At 72.6% G+C, this 24,278-nt stretch carries 22 protein-coding genes; 2 read left to right on the top strand and 20 right to left on the bottom strand.

The features are described 5' to 3' along the window. Positions 1-9: 9 nt before the first annotated feature. The 3 genes from ABME02_RS11905 to ABME02_RS11895 all read right to left on the bottom strand — a co-directional run bounded on the left by ABME02_RS11905 (position 10) and on the right by ABME02_RS11895 (position 5,200). Positions 10-3,375, bottom strand: coding sequence for an nSTAND1 domain-containing NTPase (locus ABME02_RS11905; RefSeq protein WP_353815549.1), 3,366 nt, complete (start codon positions 3,373-3,375; stop codon positions 10-12). Positions 3,376-3,420: 45 nt separating this feature from the next. Then, positions 3,421-3,939, bottom strand: a complete 519-nt coding sequence (locus tag ABME02_RS11900; protein WP_353815548.1) for a hypothetical protein — start codon at positions 3,937-3,939, stop codon at positions 3,421-3,423. Positions 3,940-4,090: 151 nt separating this feature from the next. Then, the gene (locus ABME02_RS11895; RefSeq protein ID WP_353815547.1) at positions 4,091-5,200 is read right to left on the bottom strand and encodes a helix-turn-helix transcriptional regulator; all 1,110 of its coding nucleotides are present in this window, start codon (positions 5,198-5,200) and stop codon (positions 4,091-4,093) included. A 169-nt stretch (positions 5,201-5,369) separates the two neighbouring features. Here ABME02_RS11895 and ABME02_RS11890 point away from each other — a divergent pair, with 169 nt between their 5' ends. Continuing rightward, complete coding sequence (locus ABME02_RS11890) at positions 5,370-5,798, top strand: hypothetical protein (protein WP_353815546.1); 429 nt, start codon at positions 5,370-5,372, stop codon at positions 5,796-5,798. Positions 5,799-5,855: 57 nt separating this feature from the next. Here the strand turns inward: ABME02_RS11890 and ABME02_RS11885 are convergent, their stop codons facing one another. Continuing rightward, positions 5,856-7,892, bottom strand: coding sequence for a PhoX family protein (locus ABME02_RS11885; protein WP_353815545.1), 2,037 nt, complete (start codon positions 7,890-7,892; stop codon positions 5,856-5,858). Between the two features lie 237 nt (positions 7,893-8,129). Between ABME02_RS11885 and ABME02_RS11880 the strand changes: the two genes are divergently transcribed. Then, entirely contained in the window at positions 8,130-8,936 is an 807-nt protein-coding gene (locus ABME02_RS11880; RefSeq protein ID WP_353815544.1) for a DUF1206 domain-containing protein, read from the top strand. 72 nt (positions 8,937-9,008) lie between these two features. Here ABME02_RS11880 and ABME02_RS11875 read toward each other — a convergent pair whose 3' ends face one another. From ABME02_RS11875 to ABME02_RS11800, 16 genes are all read right to left on the bottom strand, one after another. Next, positions 9,009-10,775: a proline--tRNA ligase gene (locus ABME02_RS11875; RefSeq protein ID WP_353815543.1), complete on the bottom strand. Its 1,767-nt coding sequence runs from the start codon at positions 10,773-10,775 to the stop codon at positions 9,009-9,011. Between the two features lie 57 nt (positions 10,776-10,832). Beyond that, positions 10,833-11,006 carry a hypothetical protein gene (locus ABME02_RS11870; RefSeq protein WP_353815542.1) on the bottom strand — a complete coding sequence of 58 codons (174 nt, stop codon included), beginning with the start codon at positions 11,004-11,006 and terminating at the stop codon, positions 10,833-10,835. 116 nt (positions 11,007-11,122) lie between these two features. Beyond that, complete coding sequence (gene ispG / locus ABME02_RS11865; protein ID WP_353815605.1) at positions 11,123-12,253, bottom strand: flavodoxin-dependent (E)-4-hydroxy-3-methylbut-2-enyl-diphosphate synthase; 1,131 nt, start codon at positions 12,251-12,253, stop codon at positions 11,123-11,125. A 92-nt stretch (positions 12,254-12,345) separates the two neighbouring features. Beyond that, a complete protein-coding gene (locus ABME02_RS11860) occupies positions 12,346-13,431 on the bottom strand; it encodes a YihY/virulence factor BrkB family protein (protein ID WP_353815541.1) in 1,086 nt (361 codons plus the stop codon). Positions 13,432-13,521: 90 nt separating this feature from the next. Next, positions 13,522-14,175, bottom strand: a complete 654-nt coding sequence (locus ABME02_RS11855) for a hypothetical protein (protein WP_353815540.1) — start codon at positions 14,173-14,175, stop codon at positions 13,522-13,524. Positions 14,176-14,402: 227 nt separating this feature from the next. Beyond that, on the bottom strand, positions 14,403-15,479 hold the full coding sequence (locus ABME02_RS11850) for an alpha/beta fold hydrolase (RefSeq protein ID WP_353815539.1): 1,077 nt from the start codon (positions 15,477-15,479) through the stop codon (positions 14,403-14,405). 57 nt (positions 15,480-15,536) lie between these two features. Continuing rightward, positions 15,537-16,190 (bottom strand): CoA transferase subunit B, encoded by a 654-nt coding sequence (locus tag ABME02_RS11845; protein ID WP_353815538.1) that lies wholly within the window; start codon positions 16,188-16,190, stop codon positions 15,537-15,539. Positions 16,191-16,192: 2 nt separating this feature from the next. After that, positions 16,193-16,966, bottom strand: a complete 774-nt coding sequence (locus ABME02_RS11840; protein WP_353815537.1) for a CoA transferase subunit A — start codon at positions 16,964-16,966, stop codon at positions 16,193-16,195. A 15-nt stretch (positions 16,967-16,981) separates the two neighbouring features. Further along, positions 16,982-17,893 carry an alpha/beta hydrolase gene (locus ABME02_RS11835; protein WP_353815536.1) on the bottom strand — a complete coding sequence of 304 codons (912 nt, stop codon included), beginning with the start codon at positions 17,891-17,893 and terminating at the stop codon, positions 16,982-16,984. Continuing rightward, positions 17,890-18,636 (bottom strand): 3-hydroxybutyrate dehydrogenase, encoded by a 747-nt coding sequence (locus tag ABME02_RS11830; protein WP_353815535.1) that lies wholly within the window; start codon positions 18,634-18,636, stop codon positions 17,890-17,892. Before ABME02_RS11830 ends, ABME02_RS11835 begins: the two co-directional genes overlap by 4 nt. Beyond that, positions 18,633-19,295: a TetR/AcrR family transcriptional regulator gene (locus ABME02_RS11825; protein WP_353815534.1), complete on the bottom strand. Its 663-nt coding sequence runs from the start codon at positions 19,293-19,295 to the stop codon at positions 18,633-18,635. Before ABME02_RS11825 ends, ABME02_RS11830 begins: the two co-directional genes overlap by 4 nt. Further along, positions 19,292-20,839 (bottom strand): class I adenylate-forming enzyme family protein, encoded by a 1,548-nt coding sequence (locus ABME02_RS11820; protein ID WP_353815533.1) that lies wholly within the window; start codon positions 20,837-20,839, stop codon positions 19,292-19,294. The genes ABME02_RS11825 and ABME02_RS11820 overlap by 4 nt, the downstream gene beginning before the upstream one ends. Continuing rightward, a complete protein-coding gene (locus ABME02_RS11815; RefSeq protein WP_353815531.1) occupies positions 20,832-21,920 on the bottom strand; it encodes a branched-chain amino acid ABC transporter permease in 1,089 nt (362 codons plus the stop codon). Before ABME02_RS11815 ends, ABME02_RS11820 begins: the two co-directional genes overlap by 8 nt. Beyond that, complete coding sequence (locus ABME02_RS11810; RefSeq protein WP_353815530.1) at positions 21,917-22,792, bottom strand: branched-chain amino acid ABC transporter permease; 876 nt, start codon at positions 22,790-22,792, stop codon at positions 21,917-21,919. The genes ABME02_RS11815 and ABME02_RS11810 overlap by 4 nt, the downstream gene beginning before the upstream one ends. Further along, the gene (locus ABME02_RS11805; RefSeq protein ID WP_353815529.1) at positions 22,792-23,520 is read right to left on the bottom strand and encodes an ABC transporter ATP-binding protein; all 729 of its coding nucleotides are present in this window, start codon (positions 23,518-23,520) and stop codon (positions 22,792-22,794) included. Before ABME02_RS11805 ends, ABME02_RS11810 begins: the two co-directional genes overlap by 1 nt. Further along, on the bottom strand, positions 23,517-24,272 hold the full coding sequence (locus ABME02_RS11800; protein ID WP_353815528.1) for an ABC transporter ATP-binding protein: 756 nt from the start codon (positions 24,270-24,272) through the stop codon (positions 23,517-23,519). The genes ABME02_RS11805 and ABME02_RS11800 overlap by 4 nt, the downstream gene beginning before the upstream one ends. Positions 24,273-24,278: the final 6 nt, after the last annotated feature.

Raw genomic sequence — 24,278 nt, 5'->3', positions numbered from 1 at the left:
TGCGGCCGGTCAGGGCGCGTCGGGGCAGGTGCGCCGGTACGGCTCGTCGCCGAAGTGATCCGCCCATTCCGTCCTCGTGAGCTGACGCGCGGCGAGCGCGCACGCGGCGTCGCGCATGGCGTCGAGGTCGCGGACGGCGATCCCGCCGTCCGGCCGCCAGCGCCGGATCGTGGCGGGATCGCGCGTGACCGTCACGATCTCGGCGGCGCCCGCGATCCAGTCCATCGTGGACGTCCATGATTCAAGCGGCTCCAGGAGCCGGCGCAGCGGCTGCCCGGTGTCGAGGTCGTACGACCAGATCCCGTCGACGCGGCTGCAGAGGAAGCCCGATGCCGGGGGGACGAGGACCGTCCCGCAACGGAGGTCGGTCCTGACCCAGCGCACCTCACCCGATGGAACGCCGATGCGCGCCGCCCGGTCCGAGGACATCACCAGCAGCCCGCCGGTCCCGTCCGACGCCATGAGGAGCGAGGTCATCGAGACGTTCCCCTCGACGGGCAGGTCGATGACCCCGGCGAGCGCGAGCGTCTCGGCGTCGTAGACGCGGAGGTGGTCGCCCGCGCCGGCGACCACGCGGCCGTCGACGAACGCGATCCGCTGGAGGCCGGTCGCGTCCTCGGACGTCGCTGCGGCCTCGGACGGACGGATGAGGCGGCCGGTCGCCAGGTCGACCATCGCCGGCTCTCCCGCGCCCCGCAGGAGCAGGTAGGCGGCGCGCCCGTCGGGGGCGAGCGCCGGGCGATCCCTGAGATCCACGTCGAGGGTCGTCGCCTCGAGCGCGAACCCGCTCGAGCGCAGGGGCACGCCCACGAGGTCGCTCACGCAGCAGGCCCCGGGCTCGGCCGACGAGGGGCGACGAGTGTGGATCAGCGCCGTCGAGCCGTCCTCGCTGACGATCACCTGTCGGTACGGGGCGGCCGAACGGCTCACGCTGCGAGCCGCCTCGCCCCCGAGGGAGGGCAGGTCCACGTCCAGTTCGCGCACGACCTCCCCGGTGGTGAGGTCGAGGATCATCGTGGCGGGGCCGGAGCCGGCGGCACCGCCCTCCGCGGCCGGATCGACGGTGATGAGGGCCGTGCGGGTTCTGGGGACGACCGCCGCGGCCACGCTCACCGCATCTGGGAACCTCATCGTGCGCATCAATCCGTCCGCGTTGCCGAAGGCGCCCTGCAGCGCGATCGCGGCACGCGGGTCCTCGGGCCAGCGCCGGTGGATCTCCACGGCCACGAGCGCCGCGACCTCCCGGTCCGTCGCCGCGCTCGACGCCGTCGAGGTGAGCGCCTCGATGCGGACCTCCTCGGCGGCGGCCTCGGCGTCCGCACTCCGGACCACCGCGACGCCCGAGGCGATCACGGCGATCACGGCGAGGATCGCCGAGACCGCGAGTGCGACGCGCAGCCTGCGGTTGATCGCGCGCTCCCGTTCCGCGCGCTCCTCCAGTTCCCGCACCTCGTCGCGGTGCGCGGCGAGCGACGCGGTGATGAAGTCGGACTCGGTGCTCGTGAGGCCGGCAGCAGTGCGATCCCGCCATTCGACGGTCGCCTGCAGGCTCGCACCGCGCATGAGCTCGTCGTCCGGTCGCCCGGCGGCATCCCACGCAGCCGCGGCCGCCTCGGTCCGACGCAGCATCCGCGCATCTCCCGCATCCTCGTCGAGCCAGGCGTCCAGCCGCGGCCAGGCCCGACCGACGGCCTCGTGGGCGATGATCGCCGAGTCCCGGTCGATCGTGACGAGTCTCGCCGCGACCAGGGACTCGACGACGGCCCGGCGCGTGGCGCCGCCGGTGAGCGTGTCGAGCGGCACGCGGCGGCGGACGGTCGCGCCCTCGGGAGTGCGCTCGACCAGTCGCATCATGAGCGAGCGGCAGGCCTCTCGTCCGCCGGTTCCGAGGGCGCCGTAGACCTGCTCGGCGGAACGGGCGATCGCGCCGGCGATCCCGCCGACGGCGTCGTATCCCTCGAGCGTGAGGGTCGCACCGTCGCGACGGCTCCACGTCGCGGCGAGGGCGTGGGACAGCGCCGGGAGGATGGCGGAGCGGTTCCCGGCGTCGCGGAGGATCACCTCGACCAGGCCGGTCTCGAGGGAGAGCCCCGCCGCCTCCGCGGGCCCCGTGCACGCGAGCCGGAGCCCGTCCTCGGCCATCGGGGCGAGCGCGTAGACGTCCTGGCCGAGCGCCGTGCCGATCACCGGGACCGCGCTGGCCCGGTCCAGGAAGTCCGAGCGGAGCGCGAGGAGCATGCTGCCGCCGGCATCGAGCCACGAGCGGATGAGTGCGGCGAGCTCGCGCAGCTCGTCGCCCGGCAGCTCGAGCAGTTCCTCCGCCTGGTCGACCGCGAGCGTGGCGGGATCGCCCGACACCGCGTCGCGGAGCTCCGCCAGGCCCGATTCGTCGGGCGTGATGACGACGACCTGCCGGCCGATCTCGCGCAACCGGGGCACGACGCCCGCGCGCAGCACCGAGGACTTGCCGGAGCCGCTCGGGCCGACGATCGTCACGACCGCTCGGGGGCGGACGCGGGCGAGGATCGCACCGACGTCGCGATCTCGTCCGAAGAACAGCGCCGCGTCGTCGACGTCGTACGCGGCGAGGCCGCGGTACGGGCACGTCTCGTCCACGCCGCTCGGCCGCTCGCCCGCCGGTGCCGCGTCCGGCTCGAGTGCGGGATCGTGGCGGAGGATGTCGACCTCCAGGCCGCGGAGCTCGCCGCCGAGGTCGAGCCCCAGCTCCTCGACGATCCGCACGCGGGCGGATCGGAGGACCCCGACCGCCTCGGCCTGGCGTCCGGCACGGTAGTTCGCGAGGGCGAGGACGGCCCAGCGGTGCTCGCGCAACGGCGACTCCCGCACCATCCGCTCGGCATCCGGGATCACCGCCGCGTCCTCGCCCAGGCGGAGCCGCGCGTCGAGCAGCTCCTCCTCGGCGTCGGCGTGGATCTCGGCGAGGCGCATCGCCTCGGCGCGCGCGGGCGGCCAATCGGGGACGTCCGGGTACGGATCGCCGCGCCACAGGTCGAGCGCACGGCCATAGGCGGCGGCCGCGCGGTCGTGCGCGCCCTCCAGCCCGAAGCGCCGCGCCCGCGACACCTCGCGCTCGAAGGTCACGGCATCGATCGCGCCATCCGGGACGCCCAGACGGTACCCGCCTGCGACCGTGAGCACGGCGTCCCTGCCGAGGCGCGAGCGGATCCTCGCGATCGCGTTCTGGACCTGCTGCGTCCATGTCTGCGGGGGCTGCTCGCCCCAGCATGCGTCGGCCAGCTCGTCCGGTGAGACCGAGCGTGCGCGCCGCACGACCAGGGCGGACAGGATGGTCCGCTCCCTCGGGCTCAGCGCCGGCCCGCCGGTGTCGAGGGGACCGAGCACGCACACGGTCATGATGGCAGTGTCGGCCCGCCCGCCCATCGCGTCAACGGGACGGGGTCACCGCTCGAGGACGGTGATGCCCACCATCGGCGGCGGGAAGGGACCGGGTCGCATCTCGAGCGCGACGACGAAGTCGTCGTCGACGAAGCCCCAGCGCTCGCCCTCGTCTCCGCCGCGGAGCGGGCCGTTCCAGACCTGCGGGACGATCTCGCCGATCCGCTCGGCCAGTTGCTCCGCCTGCGGCTCGGGCTCGTCCATCTCGAAGATCATGTCCCAGACCCCCGGAGCCACGCTGGAGTAGACGAGTTCCCCGTCCGGAAGCGGGAACTGCGCGGGGAAGTCCTCGGCGACGCCCTCGATCTCCTCGACGTACTCCCCCTCCTCGCCGTAGGCCTCCCAGATCGGGTCGTCCCACTCCGCCTCGGCGGCAGCCTCCGTACCGGCGGCCGCGGTGGCCGCGGGCTGGCCGCCCTGACCTCCCGAGGCGCACCCGGTGAGCAGCAGCGCGGCCGCCGTCGCGACTCCTGCGATGCGCCGGTGCACGGCCCCGTGTTCCGTGTTCGCTGCGAACATCATTGCCTCCACCTCTCGAACCCTGCGGCGGGCGGCGGGTGATCGTCGCCCTCGGCCGGGGAGCCCGGTGCGTGCTCCCCTCTCGTGTTCCGAGCCTTCATCAGGGCGCTATCCGTTCGCTATCCGTGGCGGTCGAGCGAGTACCCGACGCCGCTCAGCGCCGATCGCGCAGGTAGGCGAGGCTGGCCGCGACGCGGCGATGCGTGTCGGGCCCGGCCTGCAGTCCGAGCTTCTGGAAGATCGCATTCACGTGCTTCTCGACGGCCGAGAGCGACACGTGCAGTTCGCGTGCGATCGCCGGGTTGCTGCGGCCGGCCGCGACGAGCGCGAGCACGGCGGACTCGCGGTCGGTCAGGCGGTCGAGTCGCGGGTCGGGGACCGCGGCGTCTGCGGCGTGCGGTGCCGGCGCGGCGACCTCCCCCTGCCCGGCCGGCAGTGCGCGCGACGCGGCCTCGAGCCGCGCGGCGATCGACTGGAGTTCCCGTCGCAGCCGCCGGGCCTCCGCGTCCGCATCGGCCTCGTCGTCCAGGCGGGCGCCGGCGATCAGGCCGACGGGCACGAGCGGCGAGGAGGCGAGGAACAGGGCCGTCGTGAGTCCCGCCGCCGTCGACTGGAGCGCGGCGCCGACCGCGACGACCGAGGCCATCGCAGCGAGCGCCGCGAGCGGCCACGCGAGCCGGCGACGCAGCGCCCGGTCGCCGCGCGCGAGCCGGACGAGGCCGACGACGACGGACGCCGCGGGCAGCACGAACACGAGCGCGCTCGCGGAGGCGATCCAGCCGGGCAGCACCTCGGCGACCGGTCCGAGCATCGTGGTGCCGTCGAGGACCGCCGGCGTCGGCCCGGCGAACGCGGCGAGTACGGGAATCGCCAGGCCGGCGCCGAGGACGACGAACGACCACCGCGGGACGGGACCGTCGGGGTAGCCGGCTGCGAGGGGCACGAGCAGGCCGAAGCCGGCGACGAAGGCGACCTGGGAGGCGAGGTGCCACGCGAGGCCCGGTCCGGGATCGGCGAGCGCGAGCGCCGAGACGGCCAGGGCCACGAGGTGCAGCACCCCGATCCCGGCGACGGCGCTGCACGTGAACGCACTCGCCCGCCAGATCGGGCCGAGGAGGCCGGCGAGGACGAACATCACGGGGACGATGAGCGTCGGGGCGGTCTCGGCGAGCGGGAGCGGTGCCGCGAGCACCGCCGCGACCAGCGCGGCGGCGGCCGTCGCGGCGAGGACGACCGCACCGACTGCCGACCGCATCCGAGGCATGCCCGCAGTATGCCACCGATCGGCGCCGCACGATCGTGCGGTCGACCGCAGCGGTCGTGCGGTCCACCGCAGTGCGTCCGTACGGCGGCCGCGATTGGCTGGCGTCGCCGGGAGCCACCCGGATCAGCCGACGCACCGCGTGGTTCGCGGCCACGAGAGGGGAACGAACATGTCCAGCACCCAGACCGACCTCGAAGGCGCCGCCGGGTCCGGACCGGACGGCCGAGCGACAACCGCCCCCGATCGGGGGCGACCCGGCGCGCGCGCCAGGATCGGGCAGGGCATCCTCGTCGCCCTGTTCGCCGTCTCCGCGGTGTTCGCCATGTCGGTCCTGTTCGCCGACGACCCGTTCCCGGCGTCGGCGACCGTGCTCATCGCCTCCTTCGGCGCCCTCGCCGCCGTGCTCGGCATCGTCGCGGTGGTCGGCGGGCTCGGCTCGCGGGTCGTCCGCGTCGGCCTCTGGGCGTTCCCGCTCTTCTTCGTCTGGCACGTCGCCGCGCTCGGCACCTGGATCCCCGACGCCGGGTTCGCGGTGCTCTCCGCGGTCGGCGTCGCACTGGTCGGGGCACCGCGGGCGCAGCGCCGCGCCGAGGCGTGAGCGAAGGGGCGATGACGGATGCCGCGGCATCCGTCACCGCCCCTTCGATCCGGCTGCTCAGCCCTTCCAGACCTGCACGACCGACGGCCGCGGCGCGGCGACCCTGTCGCCGGAGTGCGCCGCGACGTAGTCCGGGAAGTACGACGTCTGCGCGCCGACCGCGCCGTTCTCGCCGGGGTGCTGCACCGCGACGAACACGAACCCCTCGCGGTCGTGGATCACGGGGCCGCACGTCTCGGCCTCGCGCGGCACCGCGAGGAACTGCTGCACGTTCCCGCGCTGGTCGCCCTCGAGCGGCACGCGGAACAGGCCGTCGTTGTAGCCGATCGTGCTGGGCGCGCCGTCGGTCGAGATCCACAGGTTGCCCTCGGAGTCGAACGCGACGTTGTCGGGGCACGAGATCGGCGAGACGAGTTCCTTCGGGAAGCCGGCGAAGTAGGTGTAGTCGGTGACCGCCGGGTCGCCGCAGAGGAGCAGGATGCTCCACCCGAACGTCTCGCCGCCCTGGCCCGACGTCTCGGTGAGCTCGACGACGTGGCCGTACCGGTTGCCGGTGATCGGGTTGACCTCGTCGAGGGTCGCGACCGTGCGGCGGCTGTTGTTCGTCAGTGCGAGGTACACCTTGCCGGTCACCGGGTTGGGCTCGACGTCCTCGGGGCGGTCCATCTTCGTCGCGCCCATGAGGTCGGCGGCGAGGCGCGTGTACACGAGGACCTGCTCCGTCGTCATGCCCGGCACGACGCTCTCGCCGCCGCGGGTGAGTGCGATCCACTCGCCGGTCCCGTCGAAGGCGCCGTCGGTCGGCAGCGCACCGGCGCCCGTGATCTCGGAGGCCGGCGAGTTGCCGGAGAAGCGCGCGACGAAGAGGTCGCCCTCGCTGAGGAGCGTCATGTTCCGCTTGCGCGCCCCGGTCGTGGTCGCCGCCGTGTAGCGTCCCCTGGAGACGAACTTGTAGAGGTAGTCGTTGCGCTCGTCGTCGCCCATGTACGCGACGGCGCGGCCGTCCTCGGCGATGATGACGTTCGCACCCTCGTGCTTGAAGCGGCCCATCGCCGTGTGCTTCTTCGGCGTCGACGTCGGGTCGCTCGGGTCGATCTCGACGATCCAGCCGAAGCGGTTCGGCTCGTTGACGTACCCAGGGTGGTGCGCGTCGAAGCGCTCGTCGTACTGCTCCCATCCGGTCTCGGTCGACGTGGTCGAACTGCCGCTGTAGCGACGCTGCTCGGCCGTGTCGGCGGCCCAGGCGAAGTAGCCGTTGAAGTTCTCCTCGCCCGAGAGCACCGTGCCCCAGGGTGTCGTCCCGCCCGCGCAGTTGCCGACGGTGCCCTTCACCCAGCGGCCCTCGGGGTCGGCGGCGGTCTTCAGCAGGTCGGAGCCGGCCGCCGGGCCGGTGAGCTCGAACGTGGACTCGACGGTGAGCCGTCGGCTGCGCCGGCCGTCGACGACGTACTCCCACGGGTCGCCGACGCGGCCGCGCTTCAGCTCGACGACGGCCATGCCCATGGCCGCCTTGTAGATCTCGCCTCGGCGGCGCCGCTCCTCGGGGTCGGCGGTCGCGGGGAACATGAGGTCGGGGTTCACGTACTCGTGGTTCGTGACGAGCACGCCGGTCCTGCCGCTCGGGTCGGCGATGATGTCGAGGTAGTCGTTGTTGTAGCCGAACTGACCGGCCTGGGCCTCGGCGGTCTGGTGGTCGAAGTCGAAGGCCGGGACGGACGAGAACAGCGGGTCCCCCCAGCGGATGATCGGCTGCCAGCGGTAGCCGGCCGGAACCGTGAACGCGTCCACCGTCCGGTCGACGGGCGCGATCGGAGTGAACGCGAGCCCCGCGGTGCCGGGCTTCGCCGCGAACGCGGGAGCGGCGTCGCCGCCTGCGGCACCGGCGACCACGAGGCCGACGGCGCCGGCGACGCCGAGCCCGAGCACCGAACGACGCGAGATCGCCTGCGAGGCGATGTCGCGGAAGTGGGCGTTCGAGGACGTGTTGCACTCGGGGCCGAGGCACGCGTCGGCGCACTTCAACCGGCAGGTCACGGGCGACCGCTTGCCGATCGCGTGCGAGACCGGCGTGAGACGGAGTTCGGGAATGGTCATGGATGCTCCTCGTTCAGTGCGCGGACGCCCCGCGCGTCGGGCCTGAGAGACGCGCCGAGCCTGTCGGGTCGGGATGACCGCCCGTCGACGCCGCGGCGTCCCCCGGGTGAACGGCGGGCGGACGCGGCGGGAACCGCCGCGGAGGCATCGCGCGAGCGGATACCACTCCGGATCCACCCCACGCAACCATGGGCGGCGACCTGCCGCGAGTGGCACCGCCGTCGCTACGCTGTGCGGATGATGACCGATAGAGGCAAGGCCGCGGCCACCGCGGCGCAGAACTCCCGTGCCTTCGAGATCGCCGCGCGCGTCGGCTTCGTCGTGCTCGGCATCGTGCACATCGTCATCGGCGGCATCGCGATCTCCGTCGCGCAGGGCGCCGGCGGCGAGGCCGACCAGAGCGGTGCGATGCAGCAGGTGTCGAGCCTCCCCTTCGGCGTGGTGCTCCTCTGGGTCATCGCGCTCGGCCTGTTCGCCCTCGCGATCTGGCAGGTCACCGAGGCGTTCCTCGAGCGCGACCCCGACACGAAGAAGAAATGGGGGCACCGCGTCAAGTACGTCGGGACCGCCATCGCGTACATCTCGATCGGCATCACGTCCCTCGTGTACGCGCTCGGCGGCCGTTCCGACTCCGACCAGTCGTCGCAGTCGCTCAGCGCCCAGGTCCTCGCGGCTCCCGGCGGCGTCTTCCTCCTGGTCCTGGTCGGGCTCGCGATCGTCGGGGTGGGCATCGCGTTCGTCTACCGGGGCGCGACCCAGCGCTTCGCGAAGCACCTCTCCCTGCCGTCCGATCCGATGCGGAAGGGCGTGCTCACGCTCGGCACGGTCGGCTACATCGCCAAGGGCATCGCGGTCGGCGTCGTCGGCGTGCTCTGGGTCGTCGCCTCGCTCACCAACGACCCCGAGAAGGCCGGTGGCCTCGACGCCGCGTTGAAGAGCCTCGCCGACCTGCCCTTCGGGACGGTCGTGCTCTGGCTCGTCGGCGCCGGGCTGATCGTCTACGGCGCCTATTGCTTCGCCCGTTCCAAGTACGCGCGCATGTGAGACGGCGGCGGGAACACGCGGGGGCCGGTGCGGAGCATCCGCACCGGCCCTCGCCGCGTCAGGAGGGGGCGATCAGCGCCCGAGCGCCGCGCGCACGCCGTCGATCGGGACGCTCGTACGGTCGCCCGTCGCGCGATCCCAGACCTCGACGACGCCGTCGGCGACGCCGCGGCCGGCGATCACGATCGTCGGCACGCCGATGAGCTCGGCGTCGGCGAACTTCACGCCCGGCGAGAGCTTGGGCCGGTCGTCGAAGAGGACGTCGAGTCCGGTGGCCTCCAGGTCGGCGACGACGCGCTCCGCGGCGTCGAACGCCGCCTGGTCCTTGCCGGTCGCGAGCACGTGCACGTCGAACGGCGCGACCGCGGCCGGCCAGACGAGGCCCTTGTCGTCGTTGTTGAGCTCGGCGATGATCGCCAGGATGCGGGTCACGCCGATGCCGTAGGAGCCCATGGTGACGGTCGCGAGCTTGCCGTTCTCGTCGAGCACCTTGAGGCCGAGCGCTTCGGCGTACTTGCGGCCGAGCTGGAAGACGTGGCCGATCTCCATGCCGCGCGCAAGCTCGACGGGTCCGGAGCCATCCGGCGCCGGGTCGCCCTCGCGCACGTTCGCCGCCTCGATCGTCCCGTCCGCGACGAAGTCGCGTCCGGCGACGAGCCCGAACACGTGCTTCTCGTCGAGGTTGGCGCCCGTGATCCACTCGGTGCCGTCGACGATGCGCGGGTCGACGAGGTAGCGGATCCCGGTGGTCGACTCCGCGCCGAGCACGGCGCCGTCGGGCGACCACGGGCCGATGTAGCCCTTGACGAGCCCGGGGTTCCTCGCGAAGTCCTCCTCGGTCGCCGCCTCGACCTCGGCCGGGGCGAACGCCACCTCGACGCGCTTGGCGTCGACCTCGCGGTCGCCCGGGATGCCGACGACGACGATCTCGCGGGTGTGGTCGGGATGCGTGAGCGCGAGCACCACGTTCTTCAGGGTGTCGGCGGCGGTCCAGTCCCGACCGTCGGGACGCGGGTACTCGAGGTTCGCGAGGTCGACGAGCGTCGCGATCGTCGGCGTGTTCGGCGAGTCGAGCACCTCGGCGGGGGGCAGGCCGTCGAACGGGATCGGCTCGGGCGCGACCGTCGTGAACGCCTCGACGTTGGCCGCGTATCCGCCCGCCGACCGGACGAACGTGTCCTCGCCGACCGGCGTGGGGTGGAGGAACTCCTCGCTCTTCGAGCCGCCCATGGCGCCCGCATCGGCCTTGACGATGACGTAGTCGAGCCCGAGCCGGGCGAAGATCCGCTCGTAGGCGTCGCGCTGGGCCTGGTAGCTGGCGTCGAGTCCAGCGTCGGAGACGTCGAACGAGTACGCGTCCTTCATGGTGAACTCGCGGCCGCGCAGGAGGCCCGCGCGGGGGCGCGCCTCGTCGCGGTACTTGTCCTGGATCTGGTAGATCGTGAGCGGCAGTTCCTTGTACGACGAGTACAGGTCCTTCACGAGCAGGGTGAAGACCTCCTCGTGCGTCGGGGCGAGGAGGTAGTCGGCCTCCTTGCGGTCCTTCAGCCGGAAGAGGGCGTCGCCGTACTCGGTCCAGCGGCCGGTCTGCTCGTAGGGCTCGCGCGGCAGCAGCGCCGGGAAGTGCACCTCGTGCGCGCCGGCGGCCTCCATCTCCTCGCGGACGACGCGCTCGATCTTCGCCTTCACCCGCAGGCCGAGCGGCAGCCACGCGAACACGCCCGGAGCCTGGCGCCGGATGTAGCCGGCGCGCACGAGCAGCTTGTGGCTCGCGACCTCGGCGTCGGCCGGGTCTTCGCGGAGCGTGCGGAGGAAGAAGTTCGTCAGGCGTGTGGGCACCCGACGATTCTATGCAGCGCGGATGCCGCGGGCCGACCCGGCGAGGGACCGCCGCCCTCAGTCGCCCTCGACGTCCCGTTCGTCCTCCATCGCGAACGACTCGAGGTCCTCCGCCGCGGCATCGGCCGCATCCGCCTCCGGCACGTCCGCCTCATCGGTGCCCTCGTGCAGGGTCCCCGTTCCGTCCGGGTAGCCCGCTTCGTCCGGGTACTCGTAGCCGTCGCCGCTCATCGCGCCCACCTCCCGCAGCGCCTCCCCCGGCGCCCGTGGCCGCCACCCTACCCGTGGCCGACACGCGCCGACAGGGGCCGCGAGCCATCCGCTCGACGTGCGCGACGGCCGCCCGTCTAGGGGGTGACGACCGTCGGCGAGCCGACCGGGGCATCCGCCCCCATCTCGCCGGCGATGCGGTTCGCCTCGGCGATGAGGGTCTCGACGATCTCGGCCTCCGGCACGGTCTTGATGACCTCGCCCTTGACGAAGATCTGGCCCTTGCCGTTGCCCGAGGCGACGCCGAGGTCGGCCTCGCGCGCCTCACCGGGGCCGTTCACGACGCAGCCCATGACCGCGACGCGAAGCGGCACGCTCATGCCCTCGAGGCCGTCGGTGACGTCGTTCGCGAGCTTGTAGACGTCGACCTGCGCGCGCCCGCACGACGGGCACGAGACGATCTCGAGCTTGCGCTCGCGGAGGTTCAGCGACTGCAGGATCTGCAGGCCGACCTTGACCTCCTCGACGGGCGGCGCCGAGAGCGAGACGCGGATCGTGTCGCCGATGCCCTCAGAGAGCAGGATGCCGAAGGCCGTCGCCGACTTGATCGTGCCCTGGAACGCCGGGCCGGCCTCGGTGACGCCGAGGTGCAGCGGCCAGTCGCCCCGCTCGGCCAGCATGCGGTACGCCTTCACCATGACGATCGGGTCGTTGTGCTTGACCGAGATCTTGAAGTCGTGGAAGTCGTGCTCCTCGAAGAGGCTCGCCTCCCAGACCGCCGATTCGACGAGCGCCTCGGGCGTCGCCTTGCCGTACTTCTGCAGCAGGCGCGGGTCGAGCGAGCCGGCGTTCACGCCGATGCGGATCGAGACGTCCGCCTCCTTGGCGCGACGGGCGATCTCGGCGACCTGGTCGTCGAACTTGCGGATGTTGCCCGGGTTCACCCGGACCGCGGCGCACCCCGCGTCGATCGCGGCGTAGACGTAGTTCGGCTGGAAGTGGATGTCGGCGATGACCGGGATCTGGCTCTTCTTGGCGATGATCGGAAGCGCCTCGGCGTCGTCGCGGCTCGGGACCGCGACGCGCACGATGTCGCAGCCCGAGGCGGTGAGCTCGGCGATCTGCTGCAGGGTCGCGTTGATGTTCGGCGTCGGCGTCGTCGTCATCGACTGCACGCTGACCGGCGCGTCGCCGCCGACGAGCACCTTGCCCACCTTGATCTGGCGCGACTTGCGTCGAGGGGCCAGTACTTCGGGGACCTTGGGCATTCCGAGATTCACTGCAGGCACGACACCGAGTCTACGGCCGGGTCGCCGGGCGGGGCCTCCATCGAACGGATGGCCCGGGACCGACGCATCGATCAGGCGCCCCGCTCCTCGCCGCGCTCGCCGCGGTGGTCATGTCCACCGTCGTGCGCCCGCCGGATGCGACGGCCGAGCTCGAAGTCGCGGCGGTGCCGCTCCGCGGCCTTCTCGATCGAGCGCGTCCCGCGGGGCGGCATCCTGAGCCGTTCCTCCGCCGGGATGCCCGCCTGCAGCTGTCGCGTGCGCTCGAGTTCAGCGTTGAACTCGGCGCCGAGCAGCAGCGCCGCGTTCGTGATCCAGAGCCACAGCAGGAACACCACGATGCCGGCGAGCGAGCCGTAGGTGCGGTCGTACGTCGCGAAGTTCGCGACGTAGAGGGCGAATCCCCCCGACGCGACGAGCATCAGGAGGATCGCGATGACGGCGCCGAGACTGATCCAGCGGAACTTCGGCTGTCGGGCGTTCGGGGTCGCGTAGTAGAGCAGGGCGACCACGACCACGACGATCGCCGCGAGCAGGGGCCACTTCGCGACATCCCACGCGGTGCGAAGCGTCGCGCCGACGCCGAGCGCCTCGCCGACGGCATCCGCAACCGGACCGGAGACGACGAGGATCACGGCGACGATCGTCACGAGCAGGATGACCCCGACAGTGATGAGGAGCTGGAAGGGGCGCAGCTTCCAGAACGGCCGGCCTTCGTCGATCTCCAGGATGCGGTTCATCGCACGGGTGAAGGCCGCGATGTATCCGGACGCCGACCAGAGCGCGACGACCAGGCCCGTCAGGAAGCCGACCGTCGCCGCTCGAGATCCGGCGAAGGCTCGCAACGGCTCCTCGACCACCTCGAGCACCGGGCCGGGTGCGACCTGCTCGGCCAGGCCGAGGATCTCGCGGATGGCGCCGCCCTGTCCGACCAGCGCGAGCAGCGAGGTGACGGCGAGCAATCCAGGGAAGACCGAGAGGGTTCCCCAGAACGTCAACGCCGCTGCGGTGTCGAGGCACTCGTCGTCGATGAACTCGCGGAACACGCGGCGCCCGAGGTACCGCCACGCGCGACGGGTGATCTGGAACGGCGAGGACGGCTTGCGCGGATCCCGCGGATCCGCCACCGGGGCGTCCGGATCGACTCGTGCGCCCTGCATGGCGTCCTCCCCCCGTCAGGTCGGCTGGGATGCGGTCGGTTCCATCCTGCGACGAAACGGCGCGCCGCGGGAGGGGTGGCGTCGCCCGCGTCAGGCGCATCCTTCGGCAAGGACCTCGGGAGCGGAGATCCGGCCGATCGCGTCCGCGGCGTCGCCGGACCGGCTCACGGTCACGGTCGGCGACTCGTCTCCCTCGGTCGCGGTCTCGACCGGCCGGCCGCCGCAGGTGTACAGGTCGGCGTCGAACACGGGGTCGCCGTCGAGCGAGTCCCATGCTGCGCCCACGGCGAAGCCCTGGTTCGTCCGGAGCGCGACGCCGCCGACCTGGTCCGCCTCCACGCGGAGGGTGGTCGGCGCAATGGCGTAGATCGGTTCGGGGATCCGGTCCTCCCACCCGTCGATGAAGCGCGCCTCGATGACGGTCACGCCGCCCCAGTCGTCGGTGGTCGCGGGCGGGAAGTGGTTGCTCCCCGGCCAGTCCTCGACCTCGGGCTCGCGCTCGAAGACGTCCGTGAGCATGGCGACCGCCGGTGCGGCGGGAGCGAGGTAATCGATCGACGCCACAACGCTCCCGTCGTCCGCCTGCAGTTCAGCGGTCGTCGGCCGTATGACGATCGCGTTCACGCGCTGGAGTGGATCCGGCTCGGCGCTGGGCGTCGGCTCCGACGCTGCGACCGCGTCGGGGCTCGGGCTCGCACCGGGCACGGAGCCCTCGAACGTCGCGCTGCAGGAGGTCGTCAGCACGGCCGACGCCGCGACGAGGACGAGGCCCAGGGCGGCGCGCAGGGATCGGGTCCCCTCGGTCCTTCGGAGACGGGTCCGGTCGAATTCGGTTCGATCCGGACCGCGGGTGGACAGGTCTCCCCGATCTTCCCAACCCGAGTGGCGGAGGCGTCGGCGGCTGGCATCACGGGTTGGCAACGAACCCCCGACATCGGGCGGACCGAGTCGCGCACGTGCAGGCGCCCGGCTCAGGCCGCCGCCTCGGGCTCCCCGACCACGTGCGCGACGAGCTCGGCGACGAAGCGCTCGGGCTCCTCGAGGAGCGGCGAGTGGCCGCTCGCCTCGAACACGGCCTCGCGGTACGCACCGCCCCGCTCGGCGTATGTCTCCAGCACCGCGCGGGTCTGGGCGACCATCGGCTGCGCAGGCGCCACGTCCGCTCCCGGCCAGCCGGGGATCACGCCGAGCGCGCCGAGGTGGTTGAGGTCGAACAGCGACGTGTCCGAGACGATGACGTCGTTCGCGCCCCGGACCCACAGGATCGGCGGCTTGGCCTCCAGGTCGACGATGCCGCTGACGTCGAACCGGGTCGGCGCCATGGTGTTGAGCACGCCCCGCGTGCCCGGGGCGAAGCCCGGCCAGTTCTCCGACGGCTGCGCGTCACCCGGGTAGTTGTCCTCGCCGATCGCGGTCGTGAGCATGGATTCGACCCACCGGTCGTCGTGCTCGGAGGCGAAGCCGGGCGTCACGTACGTGCCGAGGTACACCGAGCGAGGCGACGACGGTGCATCGGCGGTCCGATCGCCGCCCTGGAGTCGCGCGATGAAGTCGGGGTTCGCTCCCCCGCCGCCCGAGCCGGCGGCATCCGGGGTGAGCAGCCGGCCCGCGGCATCCGTCGCCCCGAAGCCGTAGGGCGACACGGGGTTCACGAGCGTGACGGATGCCACGGGCAGCTCGTGCTCGAGGAGCGCCTGCATCACGACGCCGCCGCCCATGCTCCAGCCGACCAGGTGCACCTCGTCGAGCCCGAGGGCGTCGACCACGGCCGCGACGTCCTCGGCGTAGTCCCCGAGCCCGCGGGTCGCGTCGACCGGCCGCACCTCGCTGCCGCCGAAGCCGCGGAGGTCGACGGCGAGCGCGCGGACGTCCGTCGGCAGGGCGAGCATCGTCGGCTGCCAGAACAGCGACGACGACACGTTGCCGTGCACGAACAGCACGGTCGCGCGCGGCGCGTCGGCGTCCGCTGCGGGACGCTCGAGCACCTGCGCGGTGTAGCGCGGCGTCGTGAGCTGGTGCACGACGATGCCGGGGAGGATGTGGTCCATGTGGCGCTCCTTCGGGCCTTCGGGGTGGTGCGGGTGGTGCGGGTGGTGCGGGTGGGTCTACGTCGTGAGTGCGGTGACGCCGGAGGTGTCGAGCGCGGGCTCGGTCTTCTCCACGACCTCCTCGACGCTCACGCCCGGGGCGAGCTCGATGAGCTTCAACCCGTCGGGGGTCACGTCGATGACGGCGAGGTCGGTGATGATCCGGTCGACGACGCCCTTGCCCGTCAGGGGCAGCGAGCACGAGTCGACGATCTTCGCCGAGCCGTCCTTCGCGACGTGCTCCATGAGCACGATGCGCTTGCGGGCGCCGTGCACGAGGTCCATCGCCCCTCCGGGGCCCTTGACCATCTTCCCGGGGATCATCCAGTTCGCGAGGTCGCCGTCCTTCGACACCTGCATGGCGCCGAGGATGGCCGCGTCGACCTTGCCGCCGCGGATCATGCCGAAGCTCGTCGCCGAGTCGAAGTACGCCGCACCGGGCAGCACCGTGACGGTCTCCTTGCCGGCGTTGATGAGGTCGGGGTCGACCTGGTCCTCGGTCGGGTACGGGCCGACGCCGAGGATGCCGTTCTCGGACTGCAGCACGACGGTGACCCCGTCGGGCACGTAGTTCGGGACGAGGGTCGGCAGGCCGATGCCGAGGTTCACGTACGAGCCGTCGGCGAGCTCCATCGCCGCGCGCGCGGCCATCTCGAGCCTGGTGAGCGCCATGGTCAGTTCCCCTCTCGCACGGTGCGGCGTTCGATCCGCTTCTCGATGTCGCGCCCCACTTCGACGACGCGGTCGACGAAGATGCCGGGCAGGTGCACGGCGTCGGCGTCGATCTCGCCGGGCTCGACGAGCTCCTCCACCTCGGCGATGCAGATCCGGCCGGCCATCGCGCAGAGCGGCGAGAAGTTGCGGGCCGACTTGTCGAACACGAGGTTGCCGTGCCGGTCGCCCTTCAGGGCGTGGACGAGCGCGAAGTCGGTCGTGATGGCCTCCTCGAGCACGAACTCGTGCTCCTCGCCGCGCATCGTGAAGGTCTGCACGGGCTTGGCCTTCGAGGCGATCGCGATCGACCCGTCGGCGGCGTACTTCTGCGGCAGGCCGCCCTCGGCGACCTGGGTGCCGACGCCCGTCTGCGTGAAGAACCCGGCGATGCCCGCGCCGCCGGCGCGGAGCTTCTCGGCGAGCGTGCCCTGCGGGGTCAGCTCGAGCTCGAGCTCGCCCGAGAGGTACTGCCGCTCGAACTCCTTGTTCTCGCCCACGTACGACGAGGTCATCTTGCGGATGAGGCCGGCGCCGAGGAGGAGCCCGAGGCCCCAGTCGTCGACGCCGCAGTTGTTCGAGACGACCGAGAGGTCGCCGACGCGGCGCTCGAGCAGCGCCTGGATCAGCACCATGGGGATGCCGCAGAGCCCGAACCCGCCGACGGCGAGCGATGCGCCGTCCGGGATGTCGGCGACGGCCTCCGCGGCCGATCCGACGGTCTTGTCCAGTGTCATCGTGTGACCTCCTCGTCAACGCGTCCCGACGGATGCCGCGGCGTCGGCCTCGGCGAGCCGCGGTGCGACGACCGCGGCGACCCGGGCTGCGCCCGCATCCGTCATGACGATGGTGTAGTGGTTGAGCTCCGCGACGTCGGTGACGCGGAGCGCCGGCATCCGTTCTGCGTCCGCCGCCACCCGTTCGGCAGGGTACAGCGCCTCGGGCTGATCGAGCATCCCGCGCTCGGCGCGGAGGAAGTCGACGGGACCCGGAAGTCCGAGCAGGTCCTCGAGGTAGCCGTCGCCGCCGTCGAGCTCGAGCACGTTCTGGGCGACCGCCTCGGCCCGCGAGGAGCTCCGCAGCTCGGGCTCCGCGCCCACGAGGTCGTAGGCGACGTAGTCGGCGACCCGCTCGTCCCAGGCCGGCCCGATCGCGGGGTGCGCCTTCCAGAAGTCGGCGTACGCATCGTGGTCGGCGAACCGCATCTCGAGCCGGGCGATCGCCGGACCGAGGACCGCTGCGGCGATCTCCTCCGGGTCCAGGCCCTCGGGGTGCGGGATCGGCAGCCCGCCGTCGACGAGCACGAGCCCGGCGACGCGGTCGGGATGCGCGGCCGCGAAGCGCACCGAGACGAACGCGCCCATCGAGTGCCCGACGACGAACGCTCGCTCGATGCCGAGGCCGTCGAGCACGCGCAGCTGGTCGTCGGCGTGGTCGCGGAGCGACCAGGGTCCGGGCAGGTCGGCCGAGCGTCCGCGACCCCGCAGGTCGGGCGCGACGATCCTTCGATCGGGCAGCGCGGCGGCGACGTGGTGCCACGCGCGGTGGCTCGCCGTGATGCCGTGGATGGCGAGCATCGGCACGCCCGCGGCATCCGCCCGCCACTGACCGCCGGCGAGGTCGCCGCCGCGGACCGTCGCGGAGAAGGGCTCGGGTCGGGTCATTTCGCGCTCCATCCGCCGTCCATCGTGTAGCTGGCACCCGTGACCATGCGGGCGTCGTCGCTCGCGAGCCAGCGCACGAGGCTGGCGACCTCTGCGGGCTCGACGAGCCGCTTGATCGCGGACTCGGTGAGCATGACCTTCTCGACCACGTCCTCCTCGGGGATCCCGTGCACCTTCGCCTGGTCGGCGATCTGCTTCTCCACGAGCGGGGTGCGCACGTAGCCGGGGTTCACGCAGTTCGACGTGACGCCGTGCGGGCCGCCCTCGAGCGCCGTGACCTTCGACAGCCCCTCGAGGCCGTGCTTCGCGGCGACGTAGGCCGACTTGAACGGGGAGGCGCGGAGGCCGTGCACGCTCGACAGGTTGATCACGCGACCCCAGCCGCGCTCGTACATGCCGGGCAGCGCCGATCGGATCAGCAGGAACGGGGCCTCGAGCATGATGCGCAGGATCAGCGAGAACCGCTCGGGCTCGAACTCCTCGATCGGGCGGACGTGCTGGATGCCCGCGTTGTTGACCAGGATGTCGGCGTCCAGGGCGAGGTCGGCGAGCGCCGCGGTGTCGCCCAGGTCGACCTGCCAGGCCTCGCCGCCGATGCGCTCGGCCGCCGCCGCGGCCGCCTCGCCGTTGAGGTCGGCGATCGTCACGTGCGCCCCGGCCTCCGCGAACGCCTCGGCGCACGCGAGGCCGATACCGCTCGCTCCCCCGGTGACGATCGCCCGCCGTCCCGACAGTCCGGTCATGAGTCCTCCCCTTCGCTCCGGCGGTCGCCCCGTCCCAGGGCGCCGCCGATGAATCGCATCATCTCGTCGAGCACGTGCTCGGGGACCGCGTCGGTCCCCGACGCGGTCGGGTCGGCGTCGTCGCCGGCGCCGGCCCCGCCATTGCCCCACAGCACCCAGCGCATGCCGATCATCTCGCCGATGCCCATGAGCGCCCAGGCGGCCACGGTCGGGTCGATGTCCGAGATCTCGCCGCCCTGCTGCGCCTGCCGCAGCCCGTCGATGTAGCCCTCGACGATGCGCGTGTAGTGCAGCCTCAGCGCACCGGGCGAGACGAACTCGGCCTCGCGGACCACGCGGTAGAGCGCCGGATGCTCCGCGGTGAACCGGAAGAACGCCGCGAAGCCCTCGCGCTCGGCCCCGAGCCGGGTCGTCGCGCCGCGCGCACCCTCGCTCATCGCCTGCCGCACGCGGTGGTTGAGATCCTCCACGAGCTCGTCGAAGACGTCGAGCTTCGAGTCGAAGTACAGGTAGAACGTGCCCTGCCCGACGCCCGCCCGCTCGGTGATGCGCGAGACGGACGACTCGGTGTACCCGTGCTCGGCGAAGACGTGCTCGGCGGCCTCCAGGATCCGCCGCCGGGTCTGCTCGCCGCGAGCCGTGCGCGGTGCGGCGCTCATGCGCCCGCTCCCTCGGCCAGGCGCGCCGCACGTTCGGCGAGCACGCGCCGGAGCGTCTTCGCAGCGGTCGAACGCGGGATCTCGTCGATGAAGCGGATGTCGCGCGGGACCTTGTAGCCCGCGAGCGAGCCGCGGGCGAACTCCGCGAGCTCGGCGGCATCCGTGATCGCACCCGGCCGGAGCACCACCCACGCCGACCCGACCTCGCCCCAGCGCTCGTCGGGCACCCCGACCACCGCGACGTCGGCGACCGCGGGATGCGCGATGAGCACCGACTCGACCTCGGCGGGCGAGACGCCCTCGCCGCCGGAGATGTAGACGTCGGTCAGCCGGTCGACGATCGTGAAGTACCCGTCCGCGTCGCGGCGCACGAGGTCGCCCGTGTGCAGCCGCCCGTCGCGGAGTGCCGCGCCCGTGGCATCCGGGTCGCGGAAGTAGCCGGCGAACACACCGGGCCCCGAGACCAGCAGTTCGCCCTCGGCCGCGCCGTCGAGGAGCTCGCCCGTCGCCGGGTCGGCGACCTCGACGTCGACGTGCGCGTACGGCAGGCCCGCCGAGCCGACGCGCTCGCGCGCCTCGCGGTCGGGCAGGCAGAGCACGTTCGGCGACGCCTCGGTGAGGCCGTACCCCTGGGTGAGTGCGACCCCGCGCGCGTGCCACGTCCGCAGCAGCGCGGGCGGCATGGGCGCACCGCCGACGACGGCGTGCCCGAGCCTCGACAGGTCGGTGTGCGCGAAGTCGGGGTGCTGCGCGAGGAACAGGTAGTTGGCCGGGACGCCCATCATGGTCGTGATCCCGCGCTCGGCCACCAGGCGCAGCACGCGGCCCGGGTCGAAGGTCCGCTCGAGCACGACGGTCGCGCCCGACCACCACGCGAGCAGCGGCTGGATGTTCCAGCCGCCCACGTGGAACTGGGGCATGACGGCCAGCACGACGTCGTGCTCGCCGATCGCGATCGTCTTCGAGAGCGACAGGTTCGTCCAGAAGCAGTTCGCGTGGGTCAGCATCGCGCCCTTCGGGCGCGAGGTGGTGCCCGAGGTGAAGACGATGAGCAGCGTGTCGTCGTCGCGGACCTCGGTCCTGGTCGTCGGCGTCTCGCCCCGCGCACCCGGATGCGGCACCCGCTGCTCGACCCCGTGCGTGCCGAGCGCCGCGACCGGGATCCGCCGCGCGAGCCGGCCGAGCGTCGCCCGGGAGAGCGTCTGGAACTCGTCCTCGACGAGGAGCAGCACCGGATCGGCGATCTCGAGCTGCTCGGAGAGCTCGCGGGGCGACAGGCGCCAGGACAGCGGCACGAGCACCAGCCCGGCCTTCGCGCACGCGAAGAACAGGATCACGTGGTCGGCGCTGTTGCCGGTGATCGTCGCGACTCGGTCGCCGATCGCGTAGCCCGCCGCCCGGAAGCCGCCGGCCAGCCGTTCGGCGCGCTCGTCGAGCTCGCGGTAGGTGATCGCCACCCCGCGGTCGTCGATCGCGATCGCGTCGGGCGCGGTGCGCGCCCGATCGGCGGTCCAGCGGCCCAGGGTGCAGGCTCCGTCAGGCATCGACCGTCTCCTCCGGCTCGGCCGGGTGCTGCTTGCGGCCCGTGGCGATGCGGGCGGGCAGCCCGGCGATGCCCCCCGGGAGGAACAGCACCACGAGGACGAACAGCGTCCCCAGGATGAAGAGCGGCTCGGACAGCGGGACCCGGAGGATGTCGGGCAGGGCGGCGATCGCGTCCGACCCGGCGAGCGCCGTGAGGCGCTGGTCGAGCAGTGTGTAGACGATACCGCCGACGATCGCGCCCCATCGAGCGCCCGCACCGCCGAGCACGACGATGACGAGCAGCGTCAGCGTGAAGTCGGCCGTCGCGATGCGCGGTGCCGCGCCGGACTGCAGGAGGAGGTAGCCCATGCCCGCGACCGACGCGAGCACCGACGCGGCGATGAACACCAGGAGCTTCACGTTGTACGGGCGGATGCCGATGACGCGCACGCGCAGCTCGTTCTCGCGGATCGCCTCGGCGACGTGACCCGCGCGGCTCTTCTCGACCCAGAGCACGACCAGGTACACGAGCACCAGGATGCCGAGCGCGAGCCAGTAGAGGTTGCGCGTGTCGACGACGCCGACGAACTCCGGCGGGACGTGCGCGGTGTCGAGCGCGAGGCCCTCGTCGCCTCCCGTCGCGCTGCCGGGATTGCGGCGGATCAGCACCGACCCGGCCTGGGCGAACGCGAGCGTCACCATCGCGAACGAGATCCCGGTGACCCGCAGCGCGAGCGCCCCGACGGTCGCGGCGAGCACGAACCCGAGCACGAGCGTCGCCGCGATCGCGACGGTGAAGACCAGGGCGCTCGGCCATTCCGCGGGTCCGAAGGCCTCGAGCGTCATCGCGAGCCCGTAGGCGCCTGCGGCGAAGAACAGCGCGTGACCGAACGAGAGGAGGCCGGCCAGGCCGAACATCATGCGGTAGGTGAGCGCCAGCGCCGCGATCAGCAGGGCGAACGCGAGCAGCTGGAGCGTGCCCGGCGTGTAGGTCGGCCCCGGGAGGACCCCCGGGACGTCGATCGCGAGCAGCGGGAGGATCGCGAGTGCGACGACGAGCAGGATGCCGCCGATGACGAGGCGGAGCGACTTGGCGGTCATGCGGCCTTCCCCATGAGTCCACGCGGGCGGATGAGCAGGACGGCGGCGAGGAGCACGACGACGACGAGGTCGCCGGTGCCGCCGAGGTAGAAGTTCGCGAACTGCTGCAGCACCGCCACGAGCACCGAGGCGATCGCGGCGCCCGTGAGCGAGCCGAGTCCGCCGATGACGGTGACGATGAACGCGAAGATGAGCAGCACCGATCCGAGGTGCGCCGAGACGTACCCGTAGTAGACGGAGGCCAGGACCCCGCCGAGCCCGGCGGCGGCGCCGCCGATCGCGAAGACGAGCGTGAACGATCGGCGCACGTCGATGCCGAGCGCGGTCACCATGTGCCGGTTCTCGACGCCGGCGCGGATGATGAGGCCGTAGCGCGTCTTCCGGAGGAAGAGCACGATGCCGCCGAGGACGAGCGCGGCGCAGGCGATGAGCAGGAACCGGTCGTTCGGGATGCGTGCCCCGAGGATCTCGGTGGTCTGCGTGAGCCACGCCGGGCGGTCGGTGTAGATCGGGTCGGTGCCCCAGATCCCCTCGAACAGGGCGACCGCGGCGAGCGAGATGCCGACCGTGACGAGCGCCTGCTCGATGTGCCGCTCGTAGAGGCGGCGGATGATGAGCACCTCGGTGAGCACGGCCACCGTCGCGCCCACGAGGATGCCGACGAGCGCGGAGATCGCGAGCCCGGTCCAGGTGCCGTCGGAGATCCGGCGGCCGGCCTCCCAGCCGAGGAAGGCGGCGATCGTGAGGAACGCGCCGTGCGCGAAGTTCAGCACGCCCATGAGGCCGTAGATGAGCGAGAGACCGCTCGCGACCAGGAAGTAGAGGGCCCCGAGGCCGAGGCCGGTGACGATCAGCAGGATCAGGGTGTCCATCAGGCGGCCTCCCGCTCGTCGTGCACGCCGAGGTAGCGCTGCACGCGGTCATGGTCGTCGAGGAGCTCCTCGGCCGACCCCGTGAACACCACGCGGCCCGAGGAGAGCACGACGACGCGCTCGGCGAGGCGGCGGACGACGATGAGGTTCTGCTCGACGAGGAGGATCGGGGCGGTGCGCGCGGCCTCCGCGAGGGCATCGGCGACCTCGTCGACGATGCGCGGGGCGAGCCCCTTGGTCGGCTCGTCGACCAGCAGGAGCCGGTTCTCGTTGACGAGTGCGCGGGCGAGCGAGACCATCTGCTGCTGGCCCCCGGAGAGCGTGCCCGCGCGCTGCTCGCGCCGGGCCTCCAGGTCGGGGAAGAGGGAGGCCACGAGCTCGCGCCGCGGCGACCGGTCGCGCTCGGCGAGGCGCAGGTTCTCGGCCACCGTGAGCGAGCCGAAGACCTCCCGGTCCTCGGGCACGTAGGCGACGCCGCGCTGGACGATGCGGTGCGTGGGCGTCCGGTCGATGCGCTCGCCGGCCAGGCGCACCTCGCCCGTGCGGTCGATCAGGCCGAGGATCGACTTGATCGTCGACGTCTTGCCGACGCCGTTCCGGCCGAGGAGCGCGGTGACGCCGGTCGCGGGGACGTCGAACGAGACATCCTCGACCACCTGCTGGCCGGCGATGCGGCCGTACAGGTTGCGGACGCTCAGGATGGGTTCGCCGGCGACGGTCCCGCTCATGCGGCGGTCCCGAGGTAGGCGGACTGGACGGTGGGGTTCGCCATGACGGCCTCCGGGGAGTCGACGGCGAGCAGTTCGCCGTGGTGCATGACGGCGACCCGGTCGGCGAGACCGAGGACGACGTCCATGTGGTGCTCGACCATGAGCACGGTGCGGCCGCCGCGATGGAGCCCGCGGATGACCTCGGTGAGCGCGGGGACGTCGGCCGAGCCGACGCCCGCCATGGGCTCGTCGAGGAGGATCACGCGGGGCTCCATCGCGATGAGCATCGCGATCTCGACCTTCCGCTTCTCGCCGTGCGAGAGCCCGGAGGCTCCCGCACCGGCCCGTTGCGCCATGCCGACCTCCTCGAGGGCGGCGAGGGCTCGCCGGGTCGCGGCATCCGTGCGCCGCGGGGTGCGGAACACGGATGCCGCGCGGCCCTCGCGCGCCTGGGCGGCCAGCCGCACGTTCTCGAGCACGTCGAGCGCCGGGAAGAGGCTCGACGTCTGGAACGTGCGGCCGAGGCCGGCCGCGGCGCGACGGTGGACGGGCTGGGCGGTCACGTCGGCGCCCGCGAGGCGCACGGCGCCCTCGGTGGGCCGGAGGACGCCGGAGACGATGTTGAAGAGCGTCGTCTTGCCGGCGCCGTTCGGGCCGATGACGCCGAGCATCTCGCCCTCCGGCACGGCGAGCGACACGTCCTTGAGGAGCTGCGCGCCGCCGATGCGGAGGTCGACGTGCTCGAGTTCGAGCGCCGGGTGGTCGGTCATGATCGC

The sequence above is a fragment of the Agromyces zhanjiangensis genome (assembly GCF_040496055.1).
In the GTDB taxonomy this organism is placed as follows: Bacteria; Actinomycetota; Actinomycetes; order Actinomycetales; family Microbacteriaceae; genus Agromyces; species Agromyces zhanjiangensis.
This window is presented reverse-complemented; position numbering and strand designations above follow the sequence as displayed.